Source organism: bacterium, assembly GCA_017744355.1.
GTDB lineage: Bacteria > Cyanobacteriota > Sericytochromatia > S15B-MN24 > UBA4093 > JAGIBK01.
In genome coordinates this window covers 995984-1018353 of record JAGIBK010000001.1, presented here as the reverse complement: position 1 = coordinate 1018353, position 22370 = coordinate 995984, and the positions used below count along the sequence as shown (strand labels likewise).

The window sequence follows — 22370 nt, the reverse complement described above, 5'->3', positions numbered from 1 at the left end:
CCATTGAACTGGAAGAATCGGAGAACAAGTCTATGGCGCGCAGAAGAGGGGTTGCCCTGACGCGAGAGGACGTGATCGTCACGGCGATCACCCTGCTACGGAACGAGGGGCCCGACGCGCTTGGCATCAACCGCGTGGCGCGCGAACTCGGCATCAAGCCCCCTTCGCTCTACCACCACGTCACCAACAACGATGATTTGCACCGGGCCGTCGCCTTGGCGGGCTGGAAGCAGCTCGACGAGAGCCTGCAAGCGACGGTGCAGGGGGTGGATGATCCGGCCTCCAAGCTCAAGCTGGTCGCCAGGGCCTACCGCGCCTTCGCCATCGCCAACCCGGCCCTGTACACCCTCATGTCGACCATGCCCTTCTCGCCCACTGCGCCCGACTCCGGCCCCGTCGCCCAGCGCATGATCGGGGGCTTCCATCGTACGATCGAGCCCCTGGGCCTCTCGCCCGAGCAAGGGATCCACGCCATGCGGACCTTCCGGGCGGCCATTCACGGCTACGTCCTGCTGGAGCTGGCGGGGCAGTTCGGCCTGCCGCAGTCGGTCGACGAGAGCTTCGAGCGCATGCTCGAGGCCCTGTTCGCCGCCCTGCGCTCGAGCGTCAAGGCCTAAGGCGAACCGGCGAACGATCAGCCAAGGGGCGCCGAGCCCTCGCTGAGGGGGCGGCGAACTGGTCGAGCAATCGGCGCAACTGCTCGCTGCTCTCCTTGATCTGCTCGTTGAGCGCGTTGAGCAGCGTAGCGATGTGGGTGAAGTAGGCCCCCAGAGAGTCGTCGCGCGTGGCCTCGATCCGGAAGGCGGCGGCGATCTGGATGATACGAGCGTTCTGGCGATCGATCGCGCGCCACTGCTCGGTGATCGCCTCGCGCATGGCCTCCACGTCGCGCAGCACCCGCTGGACTTCTTCCTCGTTGCGGCAGATGGCGGCTTGAACGATGTCCGCGTTGGCGCCGTCAGCGATACGGCGGCGCGCCACGGTCATGGTCTGCGCCTCTCGGCACTTCAGGACGCCGAACAGCCCGCGCTTGGCGAGCGTGCTTGCAGCCCCTTGGATCTCCGAGACCTGTGAGCTGATGCGCTGGCTGATCCGGGCCGCCTCGTTCGCGAGCACGCCAAGCGCGCGCTGATTCCCCTTGGACCGGGCGGCGGCGATCGCCGCGTTGATGGCGATCGCCGCCATCTCCTCGGCGTGGCCCAAGAGGGTCTTGGAGCCTTGTTGGATGTGGACGCACACCCGATAGAGGGTCATCATCTCCTCGAAGGCGGTTCCTTGGGGAGCGCTCGAAACAGACGTCAAGCGTGTCTTCTCCTTGTGCGGTGAGCGGGGCGCAGCGGCGACGAAAAATCGTTCGTTGATGATTTTGCAGGGAATGGCTTGTTGTTGGATATGAGTTTGCTCAGTTTCGTGTCAGCGCGCTTTCATGGTCGCACGCGTGTTTTCGCACCCCATTCCGCACTTTCTACGGATCTTTCCCCTCATTGAGCTAGCTCAACGAGGACGCTCGCGCGAGTTGGTAGGGTCGAGCTGTTCCAAAGGCCGCCGTTCACGGCAGTGCACCAAGGAGGGAACCATGTCCAAGTCTTTCACGCTGAGCCTGTTCCTACTCGCGAGTGTCGCTCTCACCCCGGGAATCGCTCAGGCGGCACCCGTCACCCCGAAGATCTTCGCCGAGAAGGGCTGCATCCAGTGCCACAGCGTTTCGGCCTACGGGCTTGAGGGGAGCACGGCGGGGCCTGACCTCTCACACGCCTACTCCAACGTCCCCAAGCGGGTGGGAGTGCCCCTCGAGCAGTTCATGAAGCAGCCGACCGGCACCATGGAGATGGTCCTGACCTCGATGATCACCCTCACCGACGCCGAGTCCCAGGGCATCGTACGCCTGCTGAAGTCGGCGGGTCAGAAGAAGCCGAAGGGTAAATAGGCCGAAAAATCTCGTCGAAGAGCGCCTGCTTTTGCCCTTGTGACCTCCCCCGGGAATCGCCTATGAGTCGAATGAGGCGATCCCCGGGCGAGAGGGGGCAAGATGAGGCAGTACCGCAAACTGTGGTTCTGGCTGATTGGCGTCATCGTGGCGTCGTTCATGGTGCTCGGCTATTACGGCTGGGATATCTACCGGATGGCCCCACCGGTCCCCGAGCGGGTCGTCGCCGGCGATCGGGTCCTCTTCACCGGCCAGGACATCAAGGACGGGCAGAACGTCTGGCAGTCCATGGGCGGTCAGGAGGTCGGAAGCGTCTGGGGGCACGGCGCCTACGTGGCCCCGGACTGGTCGGCGGACTGGCTTCACCGAGAAGCCACATGGCTGCTTGATGATTGGGCCGTCGCGCGGTTCGGCAAGCCTTACGACCAGCTCGATGCCGAGGGCCAGGCGGTCCTCAAGGTCCGCCTCAAGCAAGAGCTCAAGACCAACACCTATGACCCCTCGACCGGGACCCTCGGGGTCTCCGAGGATAGGGCCCGGGCGATCGCAGCCGTCTCCTCCCACTACACGGCCCTCTTTGGCGCGGACCCGGCCCTTGCCAAGCTGCGTAGCGCCTATGCGATCCCCGCCGAGACGATCAAAGATCCCGAGCGCATGCGCCAGCTGATGGCCTTCTATTTCTGGGCGGCCTGGGCCTGCGCCACCAACCGTCCCGGCGCCAACGTGACCTATACCAACAACTGGCCGGCCGAGAGCCTGATCGACAACACGCCGACCGGGGCCATGGTGCTGTGGTCGGTCATCAGCTTCGTGCTGCTGCTCGCAGGCGTCGGGGCCCTGGCGTGGTACTTCGCCGTCCAGAACCAGACCCGAGAGGGAGACTGCATCCGCTATCCCGAGAAAGACCCCCTGCTCGCGCTCAACCCCACCCCCTCCATGCGCGCGACCCTCAAGTACTTCTGGACAGCCGCGGCCCTTTTGGTCCTGCAGGTGGGGCTCGGTGTCGTCGCGGCCCACTACGGGGTCGAAGGATCCGGTCTCTATGGGATCCCGCTCGATCAATGGCTGCCCTACTCGGTCGCTCGCACCTGGCACACCCAGCTCGGCATTTTCTGGATCGCCACGGCATGGCTTGCGACCGGTCTTTTCATGGCCCCGGCCGTCTCGGGGCACGAGCCCAAGTTCCAGCGCCTCGGGGTCGACTTCCTCTTCGTCTGCTTGCTCGTCATCGTCGTGGGTTCGCTCGTCGGCCAGTGGCTGGGGGTTCAGCAGCGCCTGGGCTTAGACGCCAACTTCTGGTTCGGCCACCAGGGCTACGAGTACGTCGATCTCGGCAGGTTCTGGCAGATCTTCCTGTGGGTGGGCCTGTTCCTCTGGCTTGGCCTGATGGTCCGGGCCATGGCCCCTGCCCTCAAGGGTTCGCCCGAGGACAGGAGCCTGCTTGGCATGTTCTTGCTGTCGTCCGGGGCGATCGCTCTCTTCTGGGGGGCGGGGCTCATGTGGGGCCGCCAGACCAACCTCGCCATCGCCGAGTACTGGCGCTGGTGGGTGGTCCACCTGTGGGTCGAGGGCTTCTTCGAGGTCTTCGCGACCACGGTGATCGCCTTCCTCTTCACCCGGATGGGCCTCATCCGGACGGGGACGGCGACCGCGGCGGTGCTCTTCTCGACCGTCATCTTCCTGTCGGGCGGCATTATCGGGACCTTCCACCACCTGTACTTCAGCGGCACGACCACCCCGGTGCTCGCGCTGGGGGCGACCTTCAGCGCCCTCGAAGTGGTGCCCCTGGTCCTCATTGGCTTCGAGGCCTACGAGAATTACGGCAAGTGCAAGACCCAGCCCTGGGTGGCGGCCTACCGATGGCCCATTTACTTCTTCGTTGCCGTGGCCTTCTGGAACCTGGTGGGGGCGGGGCTCTTCGGCTTCTTCATCAACCCGCCGATCGCCTTGTATTACATGCAGGGCCTCAACACCACCCCCGTCCACGGCCACACGGCCCTGTTCGGCGTCTACGGCATGCTGGGCATCGGCCTGATGCTGTTCTGCCTCAAGGGCCTCGCGACGCACCACGTCTGGCATCCCAAGGTCCTGCGCTTCTCCTTCTGGGCGATCAACATAGGCCTCGGGCTGATGGTCCTGTTGAGCCTGCTGCCCATCGGGCTGCTCCAGACCTGGGCGAGCGTCGAGCACGGCTTCTGGTACGCCCGCTCGGCGGAGTTCACGCAGACGGGGCTCATGAACACCCTACGCTGGCTGCGAGTGGTCGGGGACAGCATCTTCGCGGTCGGGGTGCTCGCCCTGGGCTGGTTCGTGATGGGCCTCAAGACGGGCTGGTCCCTCAGCCGCGAGCCCGAGCACTTCGGGGGGATCGAGCGCTGACACCCCTTGATTCCCTGCCCCCGCCCCGCCAGGGGGCAGGGGGATTCAGGCGGGTGATCTCTTCAGCCATGAGCTGATTAGCGCTTGGAAGCGTCCTTCGTTGTGCGCTCGCCGTCCTTCTTGGGCTGGGCGGCGGGCTGGACCGAGGCCGTCGCCTCCTTGCGATCCATGATCTTGGACCAGGCGGCGTCCTCGCGAGGGGTGCCGTGGAGGATGCAGTTGGGGCAGGCCAAGGCCGCAGCCGGGAGGAGCAGGGTCGCCGCGAGGGTGGCAGGGATGAGCAGTCGCATGGTGGGGCTCCTTTCGGAAGCTACTTGCGGGTGTTTCGCTCATCCTAGGGGCCGGCGCGGGGCCGGTCTTTGAGCTGCCTCAGTTCGGGCCGAGTTCGGTAGTTTCCCGATCCGCCGGCCGTCTTAAGTATGAAGCTGAGCTGCCTCATACCGTTGGACCCTTTGGCCCGCTATGCTCCTGGGCGTCATGCGCGAGAAGGAGAGAACCGTGCCGACGCCCATCACCGCCGATATGAAGGTCAACGAGGTCCTGGACCGTTACCCCCAGACGCTGGAGGTTTTCGTGGGGCACGGCTTCAAGCCGCTCGCGAACCCCCTGATGCGCAGGACCTTCGCCCATCTGGTGAGCATCAAGGGGGCTGCCCGGATGCACCACTGGGAGGCGGCGCGCCTCGAAGCCTTCCTGGTCGCGCTCAACGAGCGGGCCCTCGCCCAGGTGCCGCTGAGCCCTGCGGCCCCCGAGGAGGCCGTGCTCTACGACCTGAAGGACGTCACGGGCCTTCGGGCGCAAGGCATCGAGGTCTCGCCCGACGTGGTCCGGGTAGACAACCGCGGCCTGGAGCCGCCCGAGCCCATGCTCCGGATCCTCGCCGTCGCGCAGCAACTCGCCCAGGGTCAGCGCCTGGAGGCCCGCAACGAGCGGCGCCCCATGCTGCTCTACCCCAAGCTCGAAGAACTGGGCCTCGCCCACGAGACCGTGGAGCTCGCCGAGGGCGGGGTCATCCTCACGGTCCGGAGGCTGTGATGGCGACCACTACGCGCTCGGAGGGAGTGGCCACCGACCGATCGCCTGAATTTTCCGTGCCGCTGCGCTACTTTCTCGTGGGCCTCGGGGCCTACGTTTTCGCCACCGCCGGAATACTCGCCTTCGGAGACCTCCTCACGGGCACCCCCTGGCATCCTCGCCTCCTCGCCCTGACCCACCTCTTCACCCTCGGGACCCTCGTGGCCATGATCATGGGGGCGAGCTACCAGCTCGTGCCCGTGGTGCTCTTGGTCCCCCTCTGGAGCCAGCGCCTCGCCAAGGCGACGTTCTGGGTCTTCTTGGCGGGGGTGCTCGGCATGGTCGGCGGCTTCTGGCTCATGAATCCGGCCTGGCTCGGCTGCGGGGCAGCGCTTGCCGGGCTTTCCATCGCGTCGTTCCTGCTGAACGTCGCGCGTTCGATCGCGCGCGGCACCCAGTGGAGTCTGGTCGGCGCTTTCGTGGTCGCGTCCTTGACCTTCCTGGGCGGGGCGGTCGCGCTCGGGATGAGCCGGGCGCTCGCCTACGCCCACCCCGCCCTGGCCGTCTCGGTCCGCGACCCGGTGGCGATCCACGCTCACCTGGCCGCGTTCGGCGGCGCGAGCCTGCTCGTCTTCGGAGTTTCTTACCGCCTCATCCCCATGTTCGCGGTCTCGCCCGAGGGCGACCGGCGAGGTGCCTGGGTTCTTGGGTTCGCTGCCTGTGGCCTGCTCGTTCTGGTCGCCGGGCTTGCGATCGGCGATCCACCGGCGGTGCAGGTGGGCGCGATCGCCCTGGCGGGGACCTGCGCCCTCTGGATCCTGGATGCGCGAAGGATGTTCGCCGCGCGCACCCGCAAGCGCTTGGACGTCGGGCTCGCCTACGTGGCGGCCGCCGTCGGCTGGCTGGGGCTCGCGGTGGTCCTGGGGCTCGCGCTCGCCTGGGGGGCCGCGCCGAGAGAGAGGCTCGCTATCGCCTACGCGCTCTGCGGCATGATCGGCTTCGTGGGCTTTAGTGTCGTTGGCCAGTTCTACAAGATCATGCCATTTCTCGCCTGGTATCACCGCTATTCGTCGAAGGTCGGCAAGGTGCAGGTTCCCCTGATCCGCGACCTCTACGATCCGCACCTGGGCTGGGGCGGCTTCTGGGCCTCTCAGGCCGGGCTTGCGCTCGGGGTTGTCTGCGTGCTGGCAGGGCTGGGGCCCGGCGTGAGGGTGGCCGGGGGGCTGCTCTTGCTGGGGGCGATCGCCGTGCTGACGATGACGTACCAGACCCTGAGGCGCTGAGGCGCGCGTAAAGGCTGGTTCGCTATTCCATATATAAGGAAGGAGCAAAGGGCCATGATCCATGAAGAGCAGGTGCGCGAGGCGCTGCGCGAGGTCGTCGACCCGGAGCTCGGGCTCGACATCGTTACCCTGGGCCTGGTGTACGAGCTCAAGGTGAGCGGCTTCGGCGACGTGTCGATCCGTCTGACCCTCACCACCCCGGGCTGCCCCATGGAGGCGGTGATCCTGAGCGGCATCTACCAGGTGCTGAGGCGGCTCGAAGGTCTCGGTCGGCTCGACGTGGCCCTCGTCTGGGAGCCTCGCTGGGGTCCCGAGCGGATCGAGGCAGCCGGCCGCAAGCTCCTGGGCTTGGCCGGCTGACTCGCCTTACCCCCGGCTGGCGAGGCGAGCGATGAGTTGACTCATCGCTCCGGCCAGCTCATCGGGGTGTCGCAGGACGGAGAAGCGCTGGCCCCCGAGCATGTGGGGCAAGTAGTCGCTGGCTTGCTTGTCGACCGCGAGCGCATGCACCCGGACCCCCTCACGCTCGGCCTCACGGACGGCCTGGCGAATGTCCCCGATGCCGTAGCGACCCTCGTAGCGGTCGAAGTCGTTGGGCTTGCCGTCGCTCAGTAGCAGGATCACCCGGTGCTTGGCCGCTTGCTTCGCGAGGCGGCGCGTCGCATGTCGCAGGGCCGGCCCGATGCGCGTGTAGCCCCGGGGCTCAAGGGGGCCTATCAGGGGAGCGGCTGCGCTCCACGCGTCCGAGAAGGCCTTGATCACGCGGTAGTCGACCTGGTTGCGGGTGTTGCTCGAGAAGCCTGCGATCTCGAACGCGTCGCCGAAGCCGTTGCAGACCTCCGCGAGGACCAAGAGGGACTCCTTGCAGACGTCGAGCACGCGGCGTCCGTCCACGTACGCGTCGGTGGAGAGGCTGAGGTCCAAGAGGACGAGTACCGCGAGCTCCCGCCTGGGCCGCCGCGCGTCCAGGTAGATCTCCTCGTTGGGGGCCTGGCCACTCAAGAGGCGGACGCGCTGCTCGATCACGGCCCCGAGATCGAGCTCCGGGCCCTCAGGCTGGCGCCAGCGGCGATCGCGCGCGGCGACGGCACGCTCCATGGCCCGCTTGAGCCGGCGAATGGCGTCGGCGTGCTTGGGGCGTTGCTCGGCGTACCACTCGGGCTCTCGCGCGTCGCACCGCGAGACGCGGATCCGGCACCAGGCCTTGCGGTAGGCTTTCTTCTTGGCATCCCACTCGTCGTAGGGGATGCCCTCGCCTTGGGCCGAGGCTACTTCGCCTGTCTGATCGTCCATCAGGAGTTCGGCTCGGTAGATCGCGTGGGCGGGGTCGTCGACCCGGATCACGTGGCCCATCTTCAGCTCGCGCATGGCGTCGAGCTCGGCCTCCAGTTCGTCCGAGCCATCGAGGTCCCGGACGATCCCGCGAAACTCGTCCAGGGTCTCGACCTTCTCAAAGTTGTGGTGGGGGGGCGGTTGCTCGCGCTCTTCCTTGCTCAGTTCGACGCGCTCCACCCCTTCCTGGACCGTCGCCTCGGCTTCGCTCAGCTCGCCGCTGGCCTCGGCCTCTTGGCCGGGTGCCGAAAGGTCCGTGGCCAGGCCCCGGGCTCTGGGCAGGAGGCGGTAGCAGAGGGCGGGCAACTCGCCCCCTTCGGGGACGGGCGCCCAGGCAGAGCGCCCGAGGCGTGCTTCCTCGGCGCGCTCGTATACTTCGAGAGCCTCGCGCAGGCCCGGGTAGTCGCTGAAGGCGGCGCGGGCCCGCCCGAGTTCGAGCGGATCGAGCCGGGGGGCGTCGCCTGGGTCGAGGATCCGCCCGGCGGCCGCGACCTCGGCCAGGGCGATCGCAAGGAGCCTGAGTGTCAGGCGATTGAGGTCTGGTTCCTCGAACCATGCCACACGCTCGGGCAACAGCAGGTGACGGCCGTCGCACCCCGGCAGCTCGTGGGTCGCGCGCACCAGGAGGGGCAGGCCCGAGATCGCGCGGGCCAGGCTTTGGAGGCGCGCGCGCTCTTCGGAGAGCGGCACGCCGGCGGCCGTTCGCCGCCGCTCGCCGGGGTCGCGCCGCAGCCATCCCCAGGTGCGGGCGACGCCCTGCCAGATCATGAGCTGGAGGTCGAAGTCGAAGGATGGAAGCGTGGCTTTCTTGGCCATGGCCGCCTCAGAAGAGCAGGTCCGCGAGGTCCTGGAGGGTGGAGATGATTTCCGGATCGTCGCTCAGCGCCTCGACGACGGCGGTGCGGCACGCCTGCCGCGGGGCGAGGCCCGCGGCGATGAGCTTGGCCGCTGAGACCAAGAGCCGGGTCGAGGGGGCTTCGCTCAGGCCCAGGTGGTGAAGGTTGCGGATCTTGTGCGCGAGCTTGACCAGCCGGCGCGCCACGTCGGGTCTGACCCCCGCCTCGGCCGAGACGATTTCGGCCTCGTCGTCGGCGCCCGGGTAGTCGAAGGAGTGGGCGAGGAAGCGCTGGCGGGTGGAGGGCTTCAGCTCCTTGAGCCCGTGCTGGTAGCCGGGGTTGTACGAGACCACCAGCATGAAGGAGTCGGGGGCCATCACGGTCTGGTCCAGGCGGTCCAGGTAGAGGCAGCGCCGGTGGTCGGTCAAGGCGTGGATGACCACCAGGGTGTCGGCGCGGGCCTCCACGAACTCGTCCAGGTAGACGATCGCTCCCTCGCGGACCCCGCGGGTCAGCGGGCCGTCCACCCAGACGGTGTCGCCGCCCAGGATGAGGTGCCGGCCGAGCAGGTCCGAAGCGGTGGTGTCCTCGTTGCAGGCCACGGTGACCAGGGGGCGTCCGAGTCGCTCGGCCATGGCCTCGACGAAGCGGGACTTGCCGCAGCCCGTGGGCCCCTTCAGCAGAAGGGGCAGGCGCTGCCGCCATGCCAGCTCGAAGACCTCGGTCTCCTGGCCGACTTCGTGGTAGTAGGTGCGTTGCGTCAGCACGATGGCCTCCGATCAAAAGAAAGCGGGCCGGCCCCCCTGCCTGAGGGCCGGCCCTTCCGGTCTTACAGGCCCACGGCCCCCCGAGGAGAAGAGGACTCGGGGACGCGCCGGGGACCCGCTTCGGCGACCGGTTTGCCGTAGCGGAAGAACTTGACGACGAAGGAGATGATACCGAGGGAGAAGAGGCTGGCCGCGAGGATCAGGCCCAGGAAGTGGGGCTGGATTTCCTTTTGGACCAAGAGGAAGTCGAGGCCGACCTTGCGCTCCAGGTAGACCTGGGTCACGCCGGCCACCGCGAACGCGAGGGTCATGGCGACCATCCCGATGTTGGCGCACCAGAAGCCCCAGTGGTCGAGGGCGGTGTCGTAGAGCTTGCGGCCGGTCAGCTGCGGCATGGCGTAGAGGATCAGGGCGAAGATGATCATGCCGTAGGCGCCCCAGAAGGCCAGGTGCCCGTGCATCGCCGTGACCAGGGTGCCGTGGGTGTACATGTTGACCGCGGGCAGGGTGTGGGCGAAGCCGAGGAAGCCAGCACCCACGAAGGACATCACCGAGCAGCCGATGGTCCAGGTCAGGGCGACCTTGTTCGGGTGGTTGGCGCCGCCGCGGCGGGCCATGGCGATCGCGTAGATGGCCATACCGAGGAAGGCCAGGGGCTCAAGGGCGCTGAAGATACCGCCGATGGCGAGCCAGTACTTGGGGGCGCCGATGTAGAAGTAGTGGTGGCCGGTGCCGAGGATACCCGAGAGGAAGGTGATGCCGACGATGACGAACAGCCACTTCTCGATGACCTCGCGGTCGACTCCGGTCAGCCGGATCAAGAGGTAGGAGAGCATGCCGCCCATGATGAGCTCCCAGACGCCCTCGACCCACAGGTGGACCACCCACCAGCGGAAGTAGGAGTCGAGCGTCTGGTTGTCGAAGGTGATCATGCCCGGCAGGTACAGGAGCGCCGCCGAGAAGAGGCCGCCGTAGAGCACGACGCCGGTGGTGCTGAAGCGCGGGGCCTTCCAGATGGTCAGGCCGACGTTGGCGAGGAACATCAGGACGTTGACGACCACCAGGTAATCGAGCGGGCGCGGGATCTCGAGGAACTTGCGGCCTTCCCACCAGTTGACGTGGTAGCCGGCGATCGCGATCACCCCCACCACCAGGAAGCTGACGAGCTGGACGTAGGCCATGGGGACCGAGAAGAGCTCTCGGTCGGCCTCTTCGGGGATGATGTAGTAGGCGGCTCCCATGAAGCCGAGGAGCATCCAGACCACCAGCAGGTTGGTGTGGACCGCGCGGGCGGTGTTGAAGGGGATGAGGCCGTGCAGGCCGTCGAAGCCCATGTGGGCGAAGCCCATGATGAAGCCGTAGACGATCTGGAGGCAGAGCAGCAGGATGGCCGACAGGAAGAACCAGTAGGCGACCCTTTGGGATGGATGTTTCATGGCGGTGATTCTCCTAGCGCAAGCCGGACAGGTACGTGACCAGCTCGCCGCGCGTGGTGTCGTCCAGGCCGAGGTTGGGCATCTTGGTGCCGGGGCGGATCTTCTGGGGGTCCTTGATGAAGGCGTCGATGGCGTCAGCCGTCATGCGCGTCCCCACCCCGTCGAGGGCGGGGCCCACGTTGCCGCCCTTGCCGGCGACGGTGTGGCAGCCGGCGCAGACCGAGGCGAAGTAGGCGGGCTGCGCGGCGGCAGCATGGTCGCTCGCGGCGGTGCTTGCCGCCTGGGCGGGGGCCTGGGCCGGCGCCCCCAGGTCGGGCTTCTTGGGGAACCCGTTGAGGTCCACCTCGCCCGCCCACTGGAAGAAGGCGATCAGATCGTCGATCTGCTTGTCGGTGAAGTGGTAGTTCACCATCTTGCGCTCGCCGGGATACATGGCCTGGGGGTCCTTGAGGAAGGTCTTCATCCAGACGGGGCCGCGGCGATCGTAGACCTTGGTCAGCTCGGGGGCGTAGTAGGCGCCCTCGCCGAACAGGGTGTGGCAGCCCATGCAGTTGTTGGCCTCCCAGATTTCCTTGCCGTGGACGACCTGGGCGGTCATCTTGTGTTCGTTGGTCTGCTTGGGGACCTGGCGCAGGGTGTCGACGGTCAGTCCCAGGAAGATGGCGGAGAACAGCGCGGTTCCCCCCACGAAAAAGGCTCGCGCCTGGGATTTGGTTAACATAAGTGCTCGCTCCTGATTGCAGGGAGGATGTGACAGTCGGACGCAGTCTAGCGGCTTGGGGGATCGCTCGAATATGAGCCAGCTCAGGAAACCCCGAAAAAAGACGGGCGATCGCATTGCGATCGCCCGTTTCGGCTAAGTATGCAAGCCCTTAGCGAACGATGGTCTTACTTGAGCTCCTTGAGGGCCTTGATGATCTCGAGGCGCTTCTTGGGGTTGCCGACCTGGTACGACATGAGCGTACCGGGCTTCATCTTGCCGGGATTGGTGAGCCACTTGTCCAGCGAGCCCTCATCCCACTTGGCGACTTCGATCCCGTCGCCGAGGGGCTTGGCTCCGAACGAGCCGAAGAGGGGGGGGCCGACCAGCTTGTTCTTGGCCGGGCTGATGTCGTGGCAGGTGGCGCAGGCCCCGAGTGCCTTGCCGGGATCGGCGAGGGCGGGTGGGGCGAGCACGACGCCGAGCGACAGCACGGCGATGCCTGCGAGCAGGTGCTTTCGCATGCGGAACTCTCCTTTCGTGATGCGGGGGGGAACCCGTCCTCGAAAGGTCGGGCGCAGTGGCGAGCCTAGCACCGCCTCCTTCGCCGAGCCTATCCGCAAAAACTACGGAGCAATCCGCTGCTTATCGGGGCGAACTACGTAATTTTGACGTGGATCGGAAAAATACGGATGCGCACTGAGGACGATGTGACTGAAAGTTAGCCTCGCAAGCCCTTCAACATCAGCGAACCTTCGTCAGACCTGCTCCGAGAGCGCATCGCGTCGCAGCAAACGCCCGAAGCACGCGCGTTTCGGGAGTCTCAACGGAGGCACCATCTTATGTTTCGCACCCTCATCCCCACCGCCGTTGCGGCGGTGACGGTGGCGTTCGCGTGCCCGGCTCTGGCCGCGCCGGCCATGACCGACCAGGTCATGCTCTGGCAAACCTACCAGCTGGAGCCCGGACCCGACCGCCACGACCTCGTCGTCTACTACACCAAGCAGTTCTGGATCACCCCTCAGCTCGGCGTCTACACCTTCTACAACACCGGCCAGTCCGCGACGGTGCGCGCCATGTACAAGCTCGACCTCGGCGACACCGGCATCAGCGGCACCCTGACGGGGGGCCTGCGTTTCACCGGCATGGGCAGCGGACTCGCCAAGGCGAGCGCCGGCTTCAAGGAGGGCCCCGAGGCGGGGCTGACCCTCGCCAAGGCATTCGGCGGCGGCTTCTCCGTCTCGGCCCTAGGATCCTACGCGCGCCTCTGGGAGGCGAACGCCGGCCCTACGGCGACCCCTAACACGGGCGAGCCGACGAACCTCGTCTTCTACGGCCTGAACCTCAACCAGAAGCTCGCGCCCGCCACGACCCTCTCGCTCGGCGTCCTTGGCGCCTTCATGCACGGCGCGTGGACCGACAAGCTCAAGTTCCACGACCTCGGTCCCACGCTCTCGCTGACCCAGAGCTTCTAACTCACGCAAGGAGAACCGCACCATGTACCGGAAACTGATCCTGACGGCCGGCGTTGCCATGCTGGCGTCCATTCCCCTCGCCCCTGGCCTCATGGCCAAGGCGCAGACGCCCTCGGTGCCGAGCATGACCGACAAGGAGTTCGATCGCGGCAAGGAGATCTTCTTCCAGCGCTGCGCCGGCTGCCACGGGGTCCTGCGCAAGGGCGCTACCGGCAAGCCCCTCACCACCGACATCACCCGCAAGCGGGGCTACGAGTACCTCAAGAACATGATCACCAACGGCTCGCCGGGCGGCATGCCGAACTTCGGGACCTCCAACGAGCTGACTGCGGGCGAAGTCGACATCATGGCCCGCTACGTCATGCAGGAGCCGCCCCAGCCGCCCGAGTTCGGGATGAAGGAGATGATGGCCTCCTACAAGGAGATCGTCCCCCCCGCCAAGCGCCCCAAGAAGCAGCTGAACAAGCTCAACCTCAAGAACCTGTTCTCGGTGACCCTGCGCGACAGCGGCGAGGTCGCCCTGATCGACGGGGATTCCAAGAAGATCGTCACCATCGTCAAGACGGGCTACGCGGTCCACATCTCGCGCATGTCGGCCTCGGGCCGCTACCTCTACGTCATCGGCCGTGACGGCAAGATCAACCTGATCGACCTGTGGATGGAGACCCCCGACAACGTGGCCGAGATCAAGATCGGCATGGAAGCCCGCTCGGTCGAGACCTCCAAGTTCAAGGGCTTCGAGGACAAGTACGCGATCGCCGGCGCCTACTGGCCGCCCCAGTACGTGATCATGGAGGGCGAGACCCTCAAGCCCCTCAAGATCGTCTCGACCCGCGGCATGACCGTCGACACCCAGGACTTCCACCCCGAGCCCCGCGTGGCCTCGATCGTCTCCTCGCACTACAACCCGACCTTCATCGTGAACGTCAAGGAGACGGGCAAGATCCTCGCGGTCGACTACAAGGACCTCAAGAACCTGACGGCCACCGAGATCGAGGCGGCTCGCTTCCTGCACGACGGCGGCTTCGACTCGACCGGCCGCTACTTCATGGTCGCCGCCAACGCCTCCAACAAGATCGCGGTGGTCGACACCAAGACCAACAAGCTCGCCTCCCTCGTCGAGGTCGGCAAGACCCCGCACCCCGGCCGCGGCGCCAACTGGGTCGATCCCCAGTTCGGGCCCGTCTGGGCCACCGGCCACCTGGGCGACGATTCGATCACCTTGATCGGGACCGACCCCATCAAGCATCCCAAGCAGGCCTGGAAGGTCGTCCGGACCCTCTACGGCCAGGGCGGCGGCTCATTGTTCCTCAAGACCCACCCCAAGTCCAACAACCTCTGGGTGGACACCCCGCTCAACCCCGAGAAGGAGATCAGCGAGTCGGTGGCTGTCTGGAACGTCAAGCAGCCTGACCAGGACCCCGCGATCATCAACGTCGTCAAGGCGGCGGGTGTGCCCGGCGGCCGCGTCGTCCAGGGCGAGTACAACGTCAAGGGCGACGAGATCTGGTTCTCGGTCTGGGCCCCCAAGGACCAGGAGTCCGCGCTGGTCGTGTTCGACGACAAGACCCGGAAGGTGAAGACGGTCATCAAGGACAAGCGCCTCATCACCCCGACCGGCAAATTCAACGTCTACAACACGATGCACGACATTTACTAGGCATCACCGGGGGCAGGGCACGCCCTGCCCCCACCCTTCACCTCAGGGGGACACCATGAACACCGGATGCGTCTATCTCGTCGGGGCTGGGCCCGGGGATCCCGAGCTCTTGACCCTCAAGGCCCTTCGCCTGCTGCGCGAGGCCGACGTGGTCATCTACGATCGCCTGGTCAGCGAGGCCGTCCTCGCGCTCTTGCCGCCCGGGGTCATGCGCGTCTACGTAGGCAAGGCCGCGAGCCGCCACTCTGTGCCGCAGGACCAGATCAACGAGCGCCTGGTCAAGCTCGCCAAGGCGGGCCGCCGCGTGGTCCGCCTCAAGGGGGGCGACCCCTTCGTCTTCGGGCGCGGCAGCGAGGAGGCCGAAGAGCTCGCTGCTCACGGCATCCCGTTCGAGGTGGTCCCGGGCATCACCTCGGCCTCGGCCTGCAGCGCCTACGCCGGTATCCCTCTCACTCACCGGGGCCTCGCGACCGGGGTCCGCTTCGTGACCGGTCACTGCCGCGAAGGCGTCCCACTCGAGCTCGACTGGGAGTCCCTGGCGGATCCGAACACCACCCTGGCGGTCTACATGGGCACCGCGAACGCCGACGTCATCAGCGATCGCCTCATCGCGGCCGGCCTGGACCGCGATACCCCCGTCGGTCTGATCGAGAACGGCACCACCCCGCGCCAGCGGGTGGCCATCACGACGCTGGCCGGCCTCGCGACCGAGATCGCCCGCAAGGCCTTCAAGCCCCCTACCCTCATCGTGATCGGCAAGGTGGTCAGCCTGGCCGAGACCCTCGCGTGGACGCCTGCTCACCCGACCGAGGAGTTCAGCGCTCATGCGTAGCCGCTTCGGTGCGATCGCCCTGCTAGCGATACCGGGCGTGCTTGCCTGGGCCCTCTGCGCGTCGGCCGCCTCCGAGCCGAATCCCGCGCGTCAGGCGGAGCTGCGCTACATGGTCCAGCAGGATTGCGGCTCGTGCCACGGCCTGCGCTTCAAGGGAGGGCTCGGGCCCGCGATCCTGCCCGAGAACCTGAAGGGCAAGTCCACCGAGGCCCTGGCCCGCGTCATCCTCGACGGGGTGCCCGGCACCGCCATGCCTCCCTGGCGCCCTCTTCTCACCGAGGACGAGGCGACCTGGATCGCCCGCTTGCTTCAGAAAGGCTTCACCGATGCGCCTTAAAATCCTCTTGACCCTGGGCCTCGCGGTCTCGCTCGGCGGCTGCTCTCACCTCTTGCGCGCCAGCCAGGCGGTACGCGGCACTGGTGACCTGGGCGTGGTGATCGAGCGCGCCGCCGGCCGGGTGCAGGTGGTCGAGACCACGGGCCGGACGGTCCTTGGGGCGATCACCGGGCTCGGAGACCTATCCCACGCATCGCTGGTCTTCTCGCGCGACGGGCGCTACGCCTACGTCTTCGGTCGCGACGGCGGCCTCACCAAGGTCGACCTGCTGACGCGGAGCCTCATCAAGCGTGTCGTCCAGGGCGGCAACAGCATCGGCGGGGCCATCTCCCAGGACGGCAAGCTGATCGCGGTCTCCAACTACGAGCCGGGCGGCGTCAAGGTCTTCGACGCCGAGACCCTGGAGCAGCTCTGCGACATCCCAGCGGTGCCGTCTCCCGGCGCCAAGGCCTCCAAGGTCATCGGCCTGATCGACCTGAGCGAGCAGCGCTTCGCCTTCAGCCTCTTCGAAGCCGGCGAGATCTGGGTGGCGGACCTCAAGGATCCGCGCAAGCCCGTCCTCACCAAGTATCCTGACGCGGGTAGCGAGCCCTACGACGCCTTCATCACCCCGGACGGACGCTACTACGTGGCGGGCCTCTTCGGCGAGGATGGCCTCGCCATGCTGGACCTGTGGAACCCCGAGAAGGGCGTCAAGCGCATCCTCGGAAACTACGGCAAAGGCCAGGAGAAGCTGCCGGTCTACAAGATGCCGCACCTGGAGGGCTGGGCGCTGACGGGTAGCGAGGCGCTGGTTCCCGCCGTCGGACGGCACGAGGTGCTCGTCATGGACCACGGCCGCTGGCAAGAGGTCGGGCGCATCCCGGTTCACGGCCAGCCGGTGTTCGTCGTGGCGCGCCCCGACGGGCGCCAGGTCTGGGTCAACTTCGCCTTCCCCCACAACGACACGGTGCAGGTGATCGACGTTCCCAGCCGCAAGATCGTCAAGACCCTGAAGCCCGGCAAGGGCGTGCTGCACATGGAGTTCACCCCGCGCGGCGAGGAGGTCTGGCTCTCGGTGCGCGACGAGGACCGGGTCGAGGTCTACGACGCCAACCGCCTCGTGCGCCTCGGAACCCTGCCCTCGGAAAAGCCGAGCGGCATCTTCTTCACCTCGCGCGCCGCCCGGATGGGGATGTAGCCATGACCGATCTTGAAAGGCGCCTGCTCAACGACTTCCAGCGGGGCTTCCCGCTCACGCCGCGACCCTTCGCGGAGCTTGCGCGGCGCCTCGACGTGGACGAGCGCGAAGTGATCGATGCGCTCGAAAGGCTCCAGGGCCAAGGCGCCATCAGCCGGGTGGGGGCGGTCTTTGCCCCTAACCGCGTCGGGGCGAGCACCCTGGCGGCCCTCAGTGTCCCGGCCGATCGGCTCGAAGAGGTGGCCACTTTGGTGAGCGCCTACCCCGAGGTCAACCACAACTACGCCCGCGAGCATCCGCATAACCTCTGGTTCGTCGTCACGGCCGAGAGCCGAGAACGGCTCTTGGAGGTGCTCGCCGATATCGCGGCGCGTACGGGGCTTGCGGTCTTGGACCTGCCCCTGGAAGAGGAGTTCCACATCGATCTGGGGTTTGAGCTGAGATGGCACTGAGCGACGACGATAAGGCCGTGATCGCGGCCATCCAGGAAGGCCTGCCGCTGGTGGAGCGCCCGTACGCGGCGATCGCCGAGCGTCTCGGCATGACCGAGGCCCAGCTGATCCTCGCCCTGAGCCGGCTGATCGAGCAGGGCCAGATCAAGCGCTTCGGGGTCGTCGTGCGTCATCACGAGCTCGGCTACCGCGCCAACGCCATGGTCGTCTGGGACGTGCCCGACGAGCAGGTCCCGGCGGCGGCGCGCGCCATGGTCGCCACCCAGCTCGTGAGCTTGTGCTACCGAAGGCCGCGCCGTCCCGGCTGGCCTTACAACCTGTTCTGCATGCTTCACGGTCGGACCCGCGAGGAGACCATGGGCAAGCTCTCGGCCCTGCGCTTGCAGCCCGAGCTTTCGGAGCTCGCGTGCGAGGTGCTGTTCAGCACCCGGCGCTTCAAGCAGCGCGGGGCCCGCTACCACGAGAAGGAGGCGTGATGGACGCGCTGGATAAAGCTATCGTCAACCACCTGCAGGGAGGCTTCCCAATCGTGGATCGGCCCTACGCCGAGGCCGCCCAGGCCCTCGGCACCACTGAAGGCGATCTCCTCGATCGGCTGGCGTCCCTGCTGGAGCGGGGGATTCTCAGCCGCTTCGGCCCCATGTACCACGCGGAGCGCCTGGGAGGCAGCTTGATTCTCACGGCCATGCAGGTGCCGGACGAGGACTTCGAGCGGGTGGCGGCGATCGTCAACGCCATGCCCGCGATCGCCCACAACTACGAGCGAGCGCATGCACTCAATATGTGGTTCGTGGTCGCGACCGAGACGCCCGACGAGGCGCAAGCGACGCTCGATGCCATCGCCGAGGAGACCGGCTACCCGGTCTACCCGATGCCGAAGCTCAAGGAATTCTTCGTCGGCTTGAGGCTGGAGGCATGAGCACGCTAGACGCGCTCGATCGCGCCATCATCCTGGCCACCCAGGCAGGCCTTCCCCTGGTGAGCGAGCCCTACCGCGCCGTCGCCGAGACGGTAGGAGCCACCCCCGACGCGGTGAAGGCGCGCCTGGAGCGCATGCACCAGGAGGGCGTCATCCGCCGCATCGGAGCGGTGCCCAACCATTACGCCCTGGGCTACCGTGCCAACGGCATGTCCGTCTGGGACGTGCCCGATGAGGCCATCGACGAATTGGGCGAACGGATCGGCGCTTTCCCCTTCGTTAGCCACTGCTACCACCGCCCGCGCCACCTGCCGCACTGGCCCTACAACCTGTTCGCCATGCTCCACGCCAAGACCCGCGAGGAGGTCGAGGCCCAGGCTGGGCTCATCGCCGAGGCCCTGGGCGATGCCGATCGCGGCCACCTCATCCTCTACAGCACCCGGATCCTCAAGAAGACGGGCCTTCGTCTGAACGCCTGAAAGGAAGCATCATGTTCCGCGTTTCACAATCCATCCGAGAGCTGCTGCACCCGACGCCCCTGCGTCCCAAGCGCAACCCCACCGGGCCGGTGGTGATCTGGAACCTCACCCGGCGCTGCAACCTCGCTTGTAAGCACTGCTACGCCATCTCCTCCAACCGCGCCTTTCCGGGAGAGCTCGAGACCGACGAGATCCTCACGGTCATGGCCGACCTCAGGGCCTTCGGAGTCCCGGCCCTCATCCTCTCAGGCGGCGAGCCACTGCTCCATCCCGACCTGTTCGCCATCGCCGAGCGCGCAAGGTCGCTCGGCTTCTACGTCACCCTCTCGACCAACGGCACCATGATCGACGAGACGAACATCGACCGGATCGCCGAGGCCCAGTTCGACTATGTCGGCATCAGCCTCGACGGCATCGCCGAAACGCACGATCGCTTCCGCCGCAAGGAGGGCGCCTTCGCCGCCTCCATGGATGGGATCCGCCGGTGCCGCGACCGGGGCATCAAGGTCGGGGTGCGCTTCACCCTCACCGAGGGCAACGCCCAGGACTTGCCCGCTCTGCTCGCGCTGATGGAGGAGGAGCGCATCGCCAAGTTCTACCTCTCGCACCTCAACTACGCCGGGCGCGGCAACGTCAACCGCAAGGAGGACGCCTTCTTCAATACAACCCGCGAGGCCCTGGACCTCCTGTTCGAGGCGGCTTACCGCGACGCGGCGCTAGGCGGCCATCGCGAGTTCGTCACGGGCAACAACGACGCGGACGCCGTTTACCTTTTGCACTGGGCCGCGCAGCGCCACCCGGAGCGGGTCGAGCACCTGCGTGCCAAGCTCGAACAGTGGGGTGGCAACTCGACCGGGGTGAACGTCGCCAACATCGATAACCTGGGCAACGTCCACCCCGACACCATGTGGTGGGAGCACACCCTGGGCAACGTGCGCGAGCACCCCTTCTCCGAGATTTGGGGCCGGACCCAGGATCCGCTCATGCTCGGCCTGCGGGCGGTGCCGCGCCAGGTCAAGGGCCGCTGCGCCACGTGTGCCTACTTCGCCGTCTGCGGCGGCAACACCCGTTCGCGGGCTTTGCAGCTCACCGGCGACCCGTGGGCCGAGGATCCGGGCTGCTACCTGAGCGACGAGGAGATCGCGCAGGCCCCCTGCGCGGGAGGTGCCCGATGAGAGCGCTTTTGCTTGCGGTCCCCCTCCTACTGGCCTGCGCTCAGGCGGCATCGGCCGCTGACGCCTCGGCCGCCAAGAAGATTTACGACCAGTCCTGCGCCCAGTGCCACGGCGCTGAGCGGCTCGGGGGCATGGGGCCCGCTCTCTTGCCCGAGAGTCTCGAGCGCCTACGCCGGCCCGAGGCGCTGAAGACCATCGCCGAAGGGCGCGTGGCGACCCAGATGCCGGGCTTCAAGGACCAGCTCTCCAAGGAGCAACTCGAAGGGTTGCTCGATTACCTCTACACGCCGGCTGGCGAGGCTCCGCGCTGGGAGATGCCCGAGATCCGTGCCTCGCACGTGGTCGACCAGGCCGCGAAGCGCCTACCGAACAAGCCCGTCTTCAAGGCCGACCCGCTCAACCTCTTCGTGGTGGTCGAGACGGGGGACCATCACGCGACCATCCTGGACGGCGATCGCTTCGAGCCGATCCATCGCTTCAGGACCCGCTTCGCCCTGCATGGCGGCCCCAAGTTCTCGCCGAGCGGGCGCTTCGTCTACCTCGCCTCGCGTGACGGCTGGATCACCAAGTTCGACCTGTACCATCTCAAGACCGTCGCCGAGATCCGCGCGGGGCTCAACACCCGCAACCTCGCGGTCTCGGACGACGGCAAGTACGTCCTGGTCGGCAACTACCTGCCCCAGAGCCTCGTCATCCTCGACGCCGAGGGCCTCTCGCCCCTCAAGGCCATGCCGGTCAAGGGCGAGGACGGCAAGCCCTCGCGAGTGAGCGCCGTCTACCAGGCGGCCCCGCGTTCGAGCTTCGTCGTCGCGCTCAAGGACGCCCCCGAGGTCTGGGAGATCCCCTACGGCGGCGCGCCGAAGGCCAAGGCCTGGGTCCACGACCACGGCCCGGACTCCGGCGAGATGCTCGTGGGTGGCCCGAGCTTCAAGGTGCGGCGCATCAAACTGGGCGACATTCTCGATGACTTCTTCTTCGACCAGGCCTACAAGCACCTGATTGGCGCCGGGCGCGGCGGCAAGAACGGCCAGGTGGTGGATATGGATGCAGGCAAGCAGATCGCCACCATCGACCTGCCCGGCATGCCGCATTTGGGCTCGGGGATCACCTGGGACTACCAGGGCCATCCAGTGCTCGCCACCCCCAACCTCAAGGAGGGGCTGATCAGCGTCATCGACATGGCCTCCTGGAAGACCGTCAAGCAGATCAAGACCCCGGGCCCCGGCTTCTTCATGCGCAGCCACGAGGGCACCCCCTACGCCTGGACCGACGTCTTCAACGGTACTCCCAAGGACACCCTGCAGATCATCGATAAGCGCACCCTCGAAGTGGCCCGCACCCTCACCCCTTCCCCCGGCAAAGTCGCCGCCCACACCGAGTTCACCCGCGACGGCCGCTACGCCCTGGTGAGCGTCTGGGACACGGACGGCGCGCTGGTGGTCTACGACGCTTCGACCTTCCAGGAGGTGAAGCGCCTGCCCATGAACAAGCCGTCCGGCAAGTACAACGTCTACAACAAGACAACCCGCTCGGCGGGCACGAGTCACTAGGAGAGAAGCATGCGCCTGTTCACCGTGAACCTGTGTCTCAAGGATTGGCCCTGCCTGGTCGTCGGGGGCGGCATCGTCGCCATTCCCAAGGCCAAGCGAATGATCGAGGCGGGGGCGCGGGTCACCGTGATCGCCCCCGAGATCAAGGAGGATCTGCCCGGCGCGACCCTCATCCGCCGAGAGGCCCGCGTCGAGGACCTGGAGGGCATGAGGCTCGCCATGTTCGCCACCAGCGACCGCGAGCTCAACGCCACGCTCTACCAGGAGGCCCTGAAGCGCGGCATCCTGGCCGCGGCGGTGGACGACCTGGACCACTGCGACTTCTACATGCCCGCGGTCATGATGCGCGGGGACCTCGAGATCGCCGTCTCGACGAGCGGCACTTGCCCCGCCTATTCGGTGTGGGTGCGCGATCGCCTTCTCGAAGTGGTCGACGACTCCTACGGCGTGGCCCTCAGCTGGTTCGCCAGCCTGCGCGAGCGGCTGCGTCCTATCCCCATGGGGCGGCGCGGGGCGCTCTACCGCGCGTTGCTTTCGAGGGACTTCCTCCCCCGCTTCCGCCGAGCGGAGGTTGAGGCCTGGGCCGAGGAGGCCGAAGAGGTCATCGCCAAGCAGGCTTGAGGGCTCATGATCGGCT

Annotated in this window: 23 protein-coding genes and 1 pseudogene; 17 read left to right on the top strand and 7 right to left on the bottom strand. The window is 66.9% G+C overall.

Features of this window, described 5'->3' with window-relative positions:
• The first annotated feature begins 32 nt into the window (after positions 1-32).
• The gene (locus tag J7643_04840; GenBank protein MBO9539905.1) at positions 33-617 is read left to right on the top strand and encodes a WHG domain-containing protein; all 585 of its coding nucleotides are present in this window, start codon (positions 33-35) and stop codon (positions 615-617) included.
• Here the strand turns inward: J7643_04840 and J7643_04835 are convergent.
• Positions 607-1302 (bottom strand): hypothetical protein, encoded by a 696-nt coding sequence (locus J7643_04835; GenBank protein MBO9539904.1) that lies wholly within the window; start codon positions 1300-1302, stop codon positions 607-609. The two genes, J7643_04840 and J7643_04835, sit on opposite strands and share 11 nt — an antisense overlap.
• A gap of 274 nt (positions 1303-1576) precedes the next feature.
• Between J7643_04835 and J7643_04830 the strand changes: the two genes are divergently transcribed.
• A complete protein-coding gene (locus tag J7643_04830; GenBank protein MBO9539903.1) occupies positions 1577-1927 on the top strand; it encodes a hypothetical protein in 351 nt (116 codons plus the stop codon).
• Between the two features lie 102 nt (positions 1928-2029).
• A complete protein-coding gene (locus J7643_04825; protein ID MBO9539902.1) occupies positions 2030-4306 on the top strand; it encodes a nitric-oxide reductase large subunit in 2277 nt (758 codons plus the stop codon).
• A gap of 77 nt (positions 4307-4383) precedes the next feature.
• On the opposite strand, the gene J7643_04820 is transcribed toward J7643_04825, so the two are convergent.
• Positions 4384-4596: a hypothetical protein gene (locus J7643_04820; protein MBO9539901.1), complete on the bottom strand. Its 213-nt coding sequence runs from the start codon at positions 4594-4596 to the stop codon at positions 4384-4386.
• A 208-nt stretch (positions 4597-4804) separates the two neighbouring features.
• On the opposite strand from J7643_04820, the gene J7643_04815 reads away from it, so the two are divergent.
• From J7643_04815 to J7643_04805, 3 genes are read left to right on the top strand one after another with little or no spacing between them, the layout of a single operon-like run.
• Entirely contained in the window at positions 4805-5341 is a 537-nt protein-coding gene (locus J7643_04815) for a DUF1858 domain-containing protein (GenBank protein MBO9539900.1), read from the top strand.
• Positions 5341-6603 carry a hypothetical protein gene (locus tag J7643_04810; GenBank protein MBO9539899.1) on the top strand — a complete coding sequence of 421 codons (1263 nt, stop codon included), beginning with the start codon at positions 5341-5343 and terminating at the stop codon, positions 6601-6603. The genes J7643_04815 and J7643_04810 overlap by 1 nt, the downstream gene beginning before the upstream one ends.
• Positions 6604-6657: 54 nt before the next feature.
• A complete protein-coding gene (locus tag J7643_04805) occupies positions 6658-6963 on the top strand; it encodes a metal-sulfur cluster assembly factor (GenBank protein ID MBO9539898.1) in 306 nt (101 codons plus the stop codon).
• A 6-nt stretch (positions 6964-6969) separates the two neighbouring features.
• Here J7643_04805 and J7643_04800 read toward each other — a convergent pair whose 3' ends face one another.
• From J7643_04800 to J7643_04780, 5 genes are all read right to left on the bottom strand, one after another.
• Positions 6970-8751 (bottom strand): VWA domain-containing protein, encoded by a 1782-nt coding sequence (locus J7643_04800; GenBank protein MBO9539897.1) that lies wholly within the window; start codon positions 8749-8751, stop codon positions 6970-6972.
• A 7-nt stretch (positions 8752-8758) separates the two neighbouring features.
• The gene (locus tag J7643_04795; protein MBO9539896.1) at positions 8759-9538 is read right to left on the bottom strand and encodes a CbbQ/NirQ/NorQ/GpvN family protein; all 780 of its coding nucleotides are present in this window, start codon (positions 9536-9538) and stop codon (positions 8759-8761) included.
• Positions 9539-9600: 62 nt separating this feature from the next.
• Positions 9601-10974, bottom strand: coding sequence for a cbb3-type cytochrome c oxidase subunit I (locus tag J7643_04790; protein ID MBO9539895.1), 1374 nt, complete (start codon positions 10972-10974; stop codon positions 9601-9603).
• Between the two features lie 13 nt (positions 10975-10987).
• Complete coding sequence (locus J7643_04785) at positions 10988-11695, bottom strand: cytochrome c (GenBank protein ID MBO9539894.1); 708 nt, start codon at positions 11693-11695, stop codon at positions 10988-10990.
• A 167-nt stretch (positions 11696-11862) separates the two neighbouring features.
• Positions 11863-12198, bottom strand: coding sequence for a hypothetical protein (locus J7643_04780; protein ID MBO9539893.1), 336 nt, complete (start codon positions 12196-12198; stop codon positions 11863-11865).
• Between the two features lie 318 nt (positions 12199-12516).
• Here J7643_04780 and J7643_04775 point away from each other — a divergent pair, with 318 nt between their 5' ends.
• The 11 genes and pseudogenes from J7643_04775 (at position 12517) to J7643_04725 (ending at position 22354) form a co-directional block, all read left to right on the top strand.
• Positions 12517-13149 carry a hypothetical protein gene (locus J7643_04775; GenBank protein ID MBO9539892.1) on the top strand — a complete coding sequence of 211 codons (633 nt, stop codon included), beginning with the start codon at positions 12517-12519 and terminating at the stop codon, positions 13147-13149.
• Positions 13150-13171: 22 nt separating this feature from the next.
• Positions 13172-14809 (top strand): c-type cytochrome, encoded by a 1638-nt coding sequence (locus J7643_04770; GenBank protein ID MBO9539891.1) that lies wholly within the window; start codon positions 13172-13174, stop codon positions 14807-14809.
• Positions 14810-14864: 55 nt separating this feature from the next.
• On the top strand, positions 14865-15641 hold the full coding sequence (gene cobA / locus J7643_04765) for a uroporphyrinogen-III C-methyltransferase (protein MBO9539890.1): 777 nt from the start codon (positions 14865-14867) through the stop codon (positions 15639-15641).
• Positions 15634-15978 carry a cytochrome c gene (locus J7643_04760; protein MBO9539889.1) on the top strand — a complete coding sequence of 115 codons (345 nt, stop codon included), beginning with the start codon at positions 15634-15636 and terminating at the stop codon, positions 15976-15978. Before cobA ends, J7643_04760 begins: the two co-directional genes overlap by 8 nt.
• On the top strand, positions 15968-17158 hold the full coding sequence (locus J7643_04755; protein MBO9539888.1) for a protein nirF: 1191 nt from the start codon (positions 15968-15970) through the stop codon (positions 17156-17158). The genes J7643_04760 and J7643_04755 overlap by 11 nt, the downstream gene beginning before the upstream one ends.
• A gap of 2 nt (positions 17159-17160) precedes the next feature.
• Positions 17161-18086: pseudogene (locus tag J7643_04750) on the top strand (Lrp/AsnC family transcriptional regulator).
• Positions 18086-18529, top strand: coding sequence for an Lrp/AsnC family transcriptional regulator (locus J7643_04745; GenBank protein MBO9539887.1), 444 nt, complete (start codon positions 18086-18088; stop codon positions 18527-18529). The pseudogene J7643_04750 and the gene J7643_04745 overlap by 1 nt, the downstream one beginning before the upstream one ends.
• A complete protein-coding gene (locus J7643_04740; GenBank protein ID MBO9539886.1) occupies positions 18526-19008 on the top strand; it encodes an AsnC family transcriptional regulator in 483 nt (160 codons plus the stop codon). The genes J7643_04745 and J7643_04740 overlap by 4 nt, the downstream gene beginning before the upstream one ends.
• An 11-nt stretch (positions 19009-19019) precedes the next feature.
• Positions 19020-20183 carry a heme d1 biosynthesis radical SAM protein NirJ gene (gene nirJ, locus J7643_04735; protein ID MBO9539885.1) on the top strand — a complete coding sequence of 388 codons (1164 nt, stop codon included), beginning with the start codon at positions 19020-19022 and terminating at the stop codon, positions 20181-20183.
• The gene (locus J7643_04730; protein ID MBO9539884.1) at positions 20180-21733 is read left to right on the top strand and encodes a c-type cytochrome; all 1554 of its coding nucleotides are present in this window, start codon (positions 20180-20182) and stop codon (positions 21731-21733) included. The genes nirJ and J7643_04730 overlap by 4 nt, the downstream gene beginning before the upstream one ends.
• 9 nt (positions 21734-21742) lie before the next feature.
• Positions 21743-22354 (top strand): bifunctional precorrin-2 dehydrogenase/sirohydrochlorin ferrochelatase, encoded by a 612-nt coding sequence (locus tag J7643_04725; GenBank protein ID MBO9539883.1) that lies wholly within the window; start codon positions 21743-21745, stop codon positions 22352-22354.
• Positions 22355-22370: the final 16 nt, after the last annotated feature.

Coding starts and splice junctions, on each gene's coding strand:
- J7643_04840 (MBO9539905.1), top strand. CDS start 33: ATGGCGCGCAGAAGAGGGGTTGCCCTGACGCGAGAGGACGTGATCGTC.
- J7643_04830 (MBO9539903.1), top strand. CDS start 1,577: ATGTCCAAGTCTTTCACGCTGAGCCTGTTCCTACTCGCGAGTGTCGCT.
- J7643_04825 (MBO9539902.1), top strand. CDS start 2,030: ATGAGGCAGTACCGCAAACTGTGGTTCTGGCTGATTGGCGTCATCGTG.
- J7643_04820 (MBO9539901.1), bottom strand. CDS start 4,596: ATGCGACTGCTCATCCCTGCCACCCTCGCGGCGACCCTGCTCCTCCCG.
- J7643_04810 (MBO9539899.1), top strand. CDS start 5,341: ATGGCGACCACTACGCGCTCGGAGGGAGTGGCCACCGACCGATCGCCT.
- J7643_04805 (MBO9539898.1), top strand. CDS start 6,658: ATGATCCATGAAGAGCAGGTGCGCGAGGCGCTGCGCGAGGTCGTCGAC.
- J7643_04800 (MBO9539897.1), bottom strand. CDS start 8,751: ATGGCCAAGAAAGCCACGCTTCCATCCTTCGACTTCGACCTCCAGCTC.
- J7643_04790 (MBO9539895.1), bottom strand. CDS start 10,974: ATGAAACATCCATCCCAAAGGGTCGCCTACTGGTTCTTCCTGTCGGCC.
- J7643_04785 (MBO9539894.1), bottom strand. CDS start 11,695: ATGTTAACCAAATCCCAGGCGCGAGCCTTTTTCGTGGGGGGAACCGCG.
- J7643_04780 (MBO9539893.1), bottom strand. CDS start 12,198: ATGCGAAAGCACCTGCTCGCAGGCATCGCCGTGCTGTCGCTCGGCGTC.
- J7643_04775 (MBO9539892.1), top strand. CDS start 12,517: ATGTTTCGCACCCTCATCCCCACCGCCGTTGCGGCGGTGACGGTGGCG.
- J7643_04770 (MBO9539891.1), top strand. CDS start 13,172: ATGTACCGGAAACTGATCCTGACGGCCGGCGTTGCCATGCTGGCGTCC.
- cobA (MBO9539890.1), top strand. CDS start 14,865: ATGAACACCGGATGCGTCTATCTCGTCGGGGCTGGGCCCGGGGATCCC.
- J7643_04760 (MBO9539889.1), top strand. CDS start 15,634: ATGCGTAGCCGCTTCGGTGCGATCGCCCTGCTAGCGATACCGGGCGTG.
- J7643_04755 (MBO9539888.1), top strand. CDS start 15,968: ATGCGCCTTAAAATCCTCTTGACCCTGGGCCTCGCGGTCTCGCTCGGC.
- J7643_04745 (MBO9539887.1), top strand. CDS start 18,086: ATGGACGCGCTGGATAAAGCTATCGTCAACCACCTGCAGGGAGGCTTC.
- J7643_04740 (MBO9539886.1), top strand. CDS start 18,526: ATGAGCACGCTAGACGCGCTCGATCGCGCCATCATCCTGGCCACCCAG.
- nirJ (MBO9539885.1), top strand. CDS start 19,020: ATGTTCCGCGTTTCACAATCCATCCGAGAGCTGCTGCACCCGACGCCC.
- J7643_04730 (MBO9539884.1), top strand. CDS start 20,180: ATGAGAGCGCTTTTGCTTGCGGTCCCCCTCCTACTGGCCTGCGCTCAG.
- J7643_04725 (MBO9539883.1), top strand. CDS start 21,743: ATGCGCCTGTTCACCGTGAACCTGTGTCTCAAGGATTGGCCCTGCCTG.